Raw genomic sequence first — 6,748 nt, 5'->3', positions numbered from 1 at the left:
ACGAAATACTCGTTGCTTTGCGAAGTGGTGTTGAGAGCACCATGGCTCTTGTAGATGACATAGCAATGGAAGTCGAGATTGACTCTACGTACGAGTATCACAAAGCGATGCTTGCCCAGCTTAATGAGCTGATGTCGATGCTGAAATGAATCAATTATGCGGATGCGAAGAACGAGCTCGCTGGCGTTTCGATTATTCATCCAGCGTCTTATGGACCATCTGAAGGAGCGTGAGAGCTATCGTTGAAAGTTGTGGTGCGTGGAGTAGCCCCTTGATTCTCAGGACACCTGGCACCTCTTGAAATAAGAGGTAGTCTTGTGACTAGTTTCAAGCCTAGGCAATTTGTGAAAAGCATTGAAGTTCCGACTGAGCCGGAGCGCCGTCGTCGGCGTTCGGTTCAAGAGAGAGTGGCCATCGTGCAGGAAACCCTGGAGTCGGGAGCAACGGTTTCGGCGGTTGCGCGTCGGCATGGGGTGAACCCAAACCAGGTGTTTGTTTGGCGCAAGCAATACGAGGACGGCAGCCTGGCGGCGGTGAAAGCTGGAGAGGCCGTTGTACCAGCCTCACAGTTGGCTGCAGCGATGAAGGAAATCAGGGCACTGCAGCGTCTGTGTTCAGGCTTCGCGCTCTGCACTTGCACTTCTGCGGGGGCTGCTGCGATGACCTGCGTCGGCGTGTCGCCTAGCAGTACGACCGGAATAAGCCCGGCAGATCGAGCTTGCTGATCTGCCAGATATCGCCGCCGCCAGGTGAACAGCATGTTCGCGTTGATGCCATTCTCCCTCGCCCGCTTTGCGACTGATACGCCCGGCTCACAAGCGGCCGCTGCCAGTCGCTCACGAAGCTCGCGGGGGCAATTCGGGCGCCCCGTACGTGTACCCGGCTTCTTCTCTGCAGACTGTGTCAAAGTGATGCCCATCAGATCGGAAATGATGGGCATCACTTTGATGTCGTCCTCAGCCAGCGTCTATAACGGCCGGGACAAGCCGCTTACGGCGAGCCAAAGTGCCATGCACATGTTCGCAAGTACTCGCTTGGCCTGGCGTTGCTGCTAAGGCGAACAAGCCCTCCGACGAGGCTTACATCCTGTTGGATGCTTGAAGTCACGCAGCCGTCTTCAGTGGCGATCCTACGACAATCGAGCGAAGCTCAATATGTCCTGATTGAGCCGATCCTTATGCGTGTAGTAGAGAGCATGATAGGCGCCTTCGTAGACAACAAATTTTGCGCCTGGAATTAGCGACGCGGACTTCTTGCCTGAAAGTTCGATTGGCACAACAGGGTCTGCGCCGCCGTGAATGACCAAAGTTGGGATGTCGAACTTTACCAGGTCGGGACGCAGGTCGGTTTCCGAAAAGGATGCAATGCAGTCATGGGTTGCCTTTATGCTCGCTTTAATTGCCATATCGAATGTCCAGTCGAGCATCGCCTGTGTGACCGCGGATGGGTCACGATCGGCCCCGGTAAAGGCGCGACCAAAATTAACCAGAAATTCGGCGCGATCTTTAAGTGTACCGGCCCGTAGCCCATCGAAGACGTCTCGGGGAACCCCTGCCGGGTTGTCGGCCCGTGCCACTAGTAGAGGGGTGGTAGCACTAAGCAAAACGACCTTGGCAATACGCTTCGATCCATGAGTCCCGATGTACCTTGCAACTTCTCCACCGCCCATTGAGTAGCCGACCAGGATGGCGTCGGTAAGGTCGAGCTGCCTGATCAATTCGTCCAGATCACTGGTAAGAGTATCGTAGTCGTAGCCCGACCACGGCTGGCTAGAACGCCCGAAACCGCGACGATCATAGGCGATCACTCGGAATCCATTGCCGGCGAGAAAGAGCGCCTGGTATTCCCACATGTCGGCGCTCACAAGCCACCCGCCGACCAGGATGATAGGCTGACCGGTGCCCCAGTCGTTGTAAAAAATCTCCGTACCGTCAGGTGTAGTGATGCGGCTCATTTGCGAGTTCCCTGTCATGATGGATGGGCATTGCCACGATGTCGCTGCTGTCGGCGCATCGCTCGCGGAGGAGCGTCGCGCTACGCTTCAAGCAACAGCGCCAATGATAGTTTTGGTAGCGAATTAAGAATCTGAAATGTTCTTAATGGCCCTGGCGCAAGCGGCGTAGAGTAAGGATTGCGCGCCCCAACGGGTGAAGGCGCAAATTGACGTGTGTTATCGAGATCTTAAGGTGGCGTGCACTGCGAGCGAGGTGTTAGCTGCCTATTCCTCCTTGGGATCGCTTCGTCACCTCTTCGAAAGGGTTGCAGTGCCGGGCGTTTGAGCCCGTTGCGTGTGGACGGAAGCGACGCGGAAGACCCGGCTGCCGTCGCCGTGTGTCGCACCACGCCTGGCACGTACAGCTATACGGCCCGCGCGCTGGACGAAACCTTTGTCGTGCTGAGCGGCACGGCGCTTTGTCAGGTCGGCGCCGGAGAGGAAAAAGAAATCGGTCCGGGAGCGATTGTCACATTGCGACGGGCGATATGATTACGCTGAAGATTCATACAGAACTGCGTAAGGTTGCAACGGCGACTCCGAAACCTTGCCGCAATTCGTCGAATGGCAAGGCGCTCGTGGGCCGTAGGGGTGCCACATCGTGCCACGCGCGATGTGGAGCGCGCAGGCGGAGATCCACTCGCTGCAGGCACAACTGGGCGACCAGCTGCACCAGACGGGTATGCTGGATGGCGTCTGGAGGCGATGCGCGTGAGCCTCGCGGCGCAGACAGGAACTGGATTCCTGCGACAGCAGGTGGTGCGTCCGGGCGCTGTCGCACGCCGCGATCTCATCGAAGTCAGCTGCGGCGGTTGAAAACCGGGCGTGAGGGCATGAGCAGGGCATACGCCGATGCCCAGAATGGTGTGTGCGGTAGTCCGGCATGACACGCCTTAATCTTCGCTTTCCAGCCAGGCTCGCAGTCGCGCGATTTCGAAAGCGCGCCGACGCTCCGGAACACCCCTGCGGGTTAGCCAGCGTTTCGAGGTCGATTGCCAGGCATCGATGTCGAACCATGTCCAGTCGCCAACCTGGCGTTTGACTACCCGGGTGGTTTCCACGCCCGGTGTCTCGGACTCGACGAGCAGCATGACCCTCGCCTTTGCATTCGCGAAATTGTCTTTCTGCACGGAGAGCGCGAAAGGTGGCATTGCCCCGGGGGACGTCGTTTCGCGTCCGGCAGGGGGGCGGTCTTCCGGGTATTGCTTGGCGGGTAGCTGTCGGCGTCTACTTGTTGCGGTGTCATGGCGGGAACGGGAGGGTCCGGCATGAGAAGCGTACCGCTCACCTGCCGCGCATGTTCTGCGAGACAGATGGTTCGATTGCGGGATATGTGAGGAAGATTTTAGCGTGTGTTTAAAGCGCTGAGCTCAAAGCGTGCACAATCCGGTAGTGACTCCTTTACCGTCGGGCGGCTGTTGGCGTTGGCGATGCCGACTGTGGTGTCGTAACCGTTTGCAGAGTATTTGTGTGGCCAAGATATTCATTAAGCGGAAAGAGGCAATCCGCCTTTTGATCAGGACGCGATCAACGATCCCGGACGGGGGGCGCGTCCCGCCAACCGATAGCGATAACGCCAAGGTTGCTGCTCTGGACAGGCTCCTGCTCGACGTTCGAGCCGGTCGAACCGACGAATTTCGTCTCGACGAAGATGGGCCACGCATCGTCATTACGATTTTGGGGCGACAAATTCAAAATCAGCTGCCATGCCTCATCGGGCATTACCAGATTTGCTTCTGGAATGGAACAGGTTTCACTTCGTCGGACGCCTGGCGCGCAGCTCGCCGCGCCTGGGGATCGACGGCTGTCCGTGCTTGGTCAGCCCGCGCAATTGCTTGAGCGCGAGCCTTACATTTCGTTCCTATCGTCGAGCGCTCTGGTGATCAAGCAGTGGCTCCTGTTTGATCCCATGCCAGAATCCGATGCGCGATTTCTGTTGGTCGATCTGCGCCAGCGGCTTCCCGTCGTCTCGATGAACGACGGTGCGAGCTTCCACATCGCCGACGGCGAACCCGCGGTCGCGTCGGACCCCGCCTATGACGGCTCGCAGCCCACCTTGATCCCAGGTCAACTGGTGCCGACACCGGTGTGGGACGATCGCGCGGGCTCATGCAACTGGGACGCAAAGGCCGTCCTGGAGGTCACGCTGGCAGACTGTCCACCGGTCTCAGATGAGCGGGTACGCGCCGCGATGGAGCTATACGTCACGTCGCAGTATGACTTTTTGCCGCGCTCGCTTTATCTTGCGATGCTGACCGTCCTCGATGGTCTAGCCACGGGATCAAAGCGCGCGGATCGCATCGCAAAATGGATCGACGAGAAAGTTTCCGAAGCGGAAGAGTTCAATGACCAGTCGCTGTTGGACGGTCTGCGCGGGCTCAAGAATGGGTCCCACGCGGCGGGCATACGAGCGCTCGTAAAGCGGGCAGTGCTATACCTGGGCGGTAGCGAGCAAGAAGCAGCGCGGCAGGCCAACACAGTCAAAAGACTGTACAGGGTGCGTTCGCAACTTTCGCATCAGAGCGACACTGTCGAGCTTGATCTGGCCCGGGCCACACAACTTACGAGGCTCGTACTCAATGCGGTGGTTAGCAATCCTGCCCTACTCAACGATGACGCTGGCGAAGAGGCGAGTCTCGCCGGCGGCCGCGAGCGGCGTACGCAATGGATCGCAGAAGCGGAGGTGGCGATCCGCCGGGCCAAGCCTGACTGCGCCGCTGTCGAGAAGGCGATCCGCCGCCCATTGATCATGGGTAAGAATGGCCTGCTCATTGCTCACCTCGCGGACAGGACTCAATGGGCAATAGACGATGGTGGCGCTCGCCCCGTCTCCGACGAAATGGCATCCGAATGGGCGGCACTCGACGAATCGTTCGGGGAGCGCCTTTGAGGGTGCAAACTGTCGTGTCTCGTCGGCCTAGGCTGGCCAAGGAGCCGCGGTCGATTTCTCCAGGCTGCTCGGGCGACGTGTCGCATGCGAGTATCGGCTCGTAGCAATCACGGTCCGTTATTCGTTTGAGACTGCACTGGTTGTCGGCCGCTTTACTTACCGTCGGCACATCGTTTCTGGAAGGAGGGCGACGTGCATCTCTTTTGCGACGAATCCGGAAACACGGGCGTCGATCTGCTCAATGCAGACCAGCCGCTCTTCGCGCTCGCCAGCACGAATCTAGACGCTGAGCGCGCGGCGGCGCTGGTGGGGCCACTTCTGCGCCAGAAGCAGGTTGAGGCGAAATATACGAAGCTACGGGGCAGTCGTGACGGACAGGCCGCGCTGCTTAAGTTTTTTTCTTCACCCGAGCTGTCTCCTGCGACCGCGAAGGCGCTGATCGCAGACAAACGCTACTACCTGATCACCCATCTCGTGGACAAATTGATTGAGCCCCCCGTGCACGAAAACGGTCTCGATCTTTATGACGGCGACGGTGCAGTTGGACTCGTGAACGTCTGGTACTACGCGGGCGACACTATATTGCCTGGCGCGTGGGAAAAGTTGTTAAAGGCGTTCCTGTGCGCTATCCGCGAACGAAACACTCCTGCGTATGATGGATTTGATCAGGTACTTCGTCCCGCGTTTCTGTCCGCGCCCGCGAAGGATCGAGATATTGCGACCGAGCTAGCGCTTGCATTCGGACGCATCCGTGAATTCATCGAGCCGTTTCCGTTGCATACGTTTGATCCTGCGCCCGACCTCTTCATCATGATGATTAATAAGTGGATGGCTGCTGGCCCGGGCCTTTACGACGTCACTCATGACCAGTCGAAACCGCTCCGTCGACACGAACCGTTCTTGCGCGCACTGATGACACCAATCGCAGCACGCTTCGTTGGATACGGAAATCGCCAGGCAGAACTTCCGCTGCGAATTCGTGGACTGAACTTCGCCGATTCGGCGTCACACGCGTCACTTCAGGTTGCCGATCTGATCGCGGGTGCCGTGGCCGATTGCATGCTCGCATGGTCCGGCCGGAAGCCGTCGACGGATTTTCATGAACGGCTGAGAGCGACGCGGTTGCCGGATCTGCTTGTAGACGGCATGATGCCTTCACCTGACATTGTTCGGCAAAACGAACGTGAGACCGGGCAATCAAGCCTCGTTGACGGTGCGGCTCAGTTCCTCAAGGAGGTTGGCTACACCGGGCGAGAAGGATCATAGAGGCGATTCGAAACTTGCGAGAGTGAGACCTCCACGTTGCACGAGCTAAGGCGGTGGCGATGTACTTTCCGCAGTTGCACCCTGTGCCACTAGGACCGGCCTCGGTGGCATACTTGTTGTCACATCAGCAAAGCTTTCAATGCGCTCGCCATGGTCGGTGACCGGCGGCATGGTGTCCCAATTGACTCCTCTGCCGCTCGGCAGTTCAACCAGCTAGTTTGCTTCGGCATAGACGAAGAAAGTGCTCGTAGAGCGGGACGAACTTACGAGCTTCTTCATTCAGGATACGGGCGTCTTCGATTACGGAATCCGGGCGAGGACCAACGGCGCGCTGGGCATCCGAAAATACTGACAGGAACTCCATGTTGCCGACAGGTACTGTTCTTTGCGCGACATTCATTGCCATATTTTGGGCTGCCGCGTAAAAGCTTTTAAGGGCGTCCTGCAGCTCTGGTTCCAGAAACTCCCGCTCCGGTTGATCCCATGTCTCGACGAAGTTCAGGAGCGGTCTTATGGCACTTTTCGGTAAGCGACTGGGCAACCCATCTTGAAATGCCCTAAAGGTCTTGGGAGTATCGTGTCCACCTAACGAATAAGCG

Annotated in this window: 5 protein-coding genes and 3 pseudogenes; 4 read left to right on the top strand and 4 right to left on the bottom strand. The window is 58.0% G+C overall.

Translation table 11 applies throughout. The annotated features are described in order from the left end of the window. Positions 1-353: 353 nt before the first annotated feature. Positions 354-611: pseudogene (locus SB764_RS37855) on the top strand (transposase); the annotation flags it as partial. A 107-nt stretch (positions 612-718) separates the two neighbouring features. Here the strand turns inward: SB764_RS37855 and SB764_RS37850 are convergent. The 3 genes and pseudogenes from SB764_RS37850 to SB764_RS37840 form a co-directional block, all read right to left on the bottom strand. Continuing rightward, a pseudogene (locus SB764_RS37850) lies at positions 719-919 on the bottom strand (transposase); the annotation flags it as partial. A 210-nt stretch (positions 920-1,129) separates the two neighbouring features. Continuing rightward, the gene (locus SB764_RS37845) at positions 1,130-1,954 is read right to left on the bottom strand and encodes an alpha/beta fold hydrolase (protein ID WP_410866441.1); all 825 of its coding nucleotides are present in this window, start codon (positions 1,952-1,954) and stop codon (positions 1,130-1,132) included. A 932-nt stretch (positions 1,955-2,886) separates the two neighbouring features. Next, a complete protein-coding gene (locus tag SB764_RS37840) occupies positions 2,887-3,084 on the bottom strand; it encodes a hypothetical protein (protein WP_410866440.1) in 198 nt (65 codons plus the stop codon). 286 nt (positions 3,085-3,370) lie between these two features. On the opposite strand from SB764_RS37840, the gene SB764_RS37835 reads away from it, so the two are divergent. From SB764_RS37835 to SB764_RS37825, 3 genes are all read left to right on the top strand, one after another. Then, positions 3,371-3,832: a hypothetical protein gene (locus SB764_RS37835; protein WP_410866439.1), complete on the top strand. Its 462-nt coding sequence runs from the start codon at positions 3,371-3,373 to the stop codon at positions 3,830-3,832. After that, positions 3,804-4,883: a hypothetical protein gene (locus SB764_RS37830; protein WP_410866438.1), complete on the top strand. Its 1,080-nt coding sequence runs from the start codon at positions 3,804-3,806 to the stop codon at positions 4,881-4,883. The genes SB764_RS37835 and SB764_RS37830 overlap by 29 nt, the downstream gene beginning before the upstream one ends. Before the next feature lie 192 nt (positions 4,884-5,075). Continuing rightward, positions 5,076-6,149, top strand: a complete 1,074-nt coding sequence (locus tag SB764_RS37825; RefSeq protein ID WP_410866437.1) for a DUF3800 domain-containing protein — start codon at positions 5,076-5,078, stop codon at positions 6,147-6,149. A 205-nt stretch (positions 6,150-6,354) separates the two neighbouring features. Here the strand turns inward: SB764_RS37825 and SB764_RS37820 are convergent. Continuing rightward, positions 6,355-6,748 (bottom strand): annotated as a pseudogene (locus SB764_RS37820) (hypothetical protein); the annotation flags it as partial.

This window comes from Paraburkholderia sp. SIMBA_027 (assembly GCF_046535315.1).
GTDB classification, from domain to species: Bacteria; Pseudomonadota; Gammaproteobacteria; order Burkholderiales; family Burkholderiaceae; genus Paraburkholderia; species Paraburkholderia tropica.
Note: the sequence above shows the minus strand (reverse complement) of the source record. Positions and strands in the feature narration are given on the sequence as shown.

Coding starts and splice junctions, on each gene's coding strand:
- SB764_RS37845 (WP_410866441.1), bottom strand. CDS start 1,954: ATGAGCCGCATCACTACACCTGACGGTACGGAGATTTTTTACAACGAC.
- SB764_RS37840 (WP_410866440.1), bottom strand. CDS start 3,084: ATGCTGCTCGTCGAGTCCGAGACACCGGGCGTGGAAACCACCCGGGTA.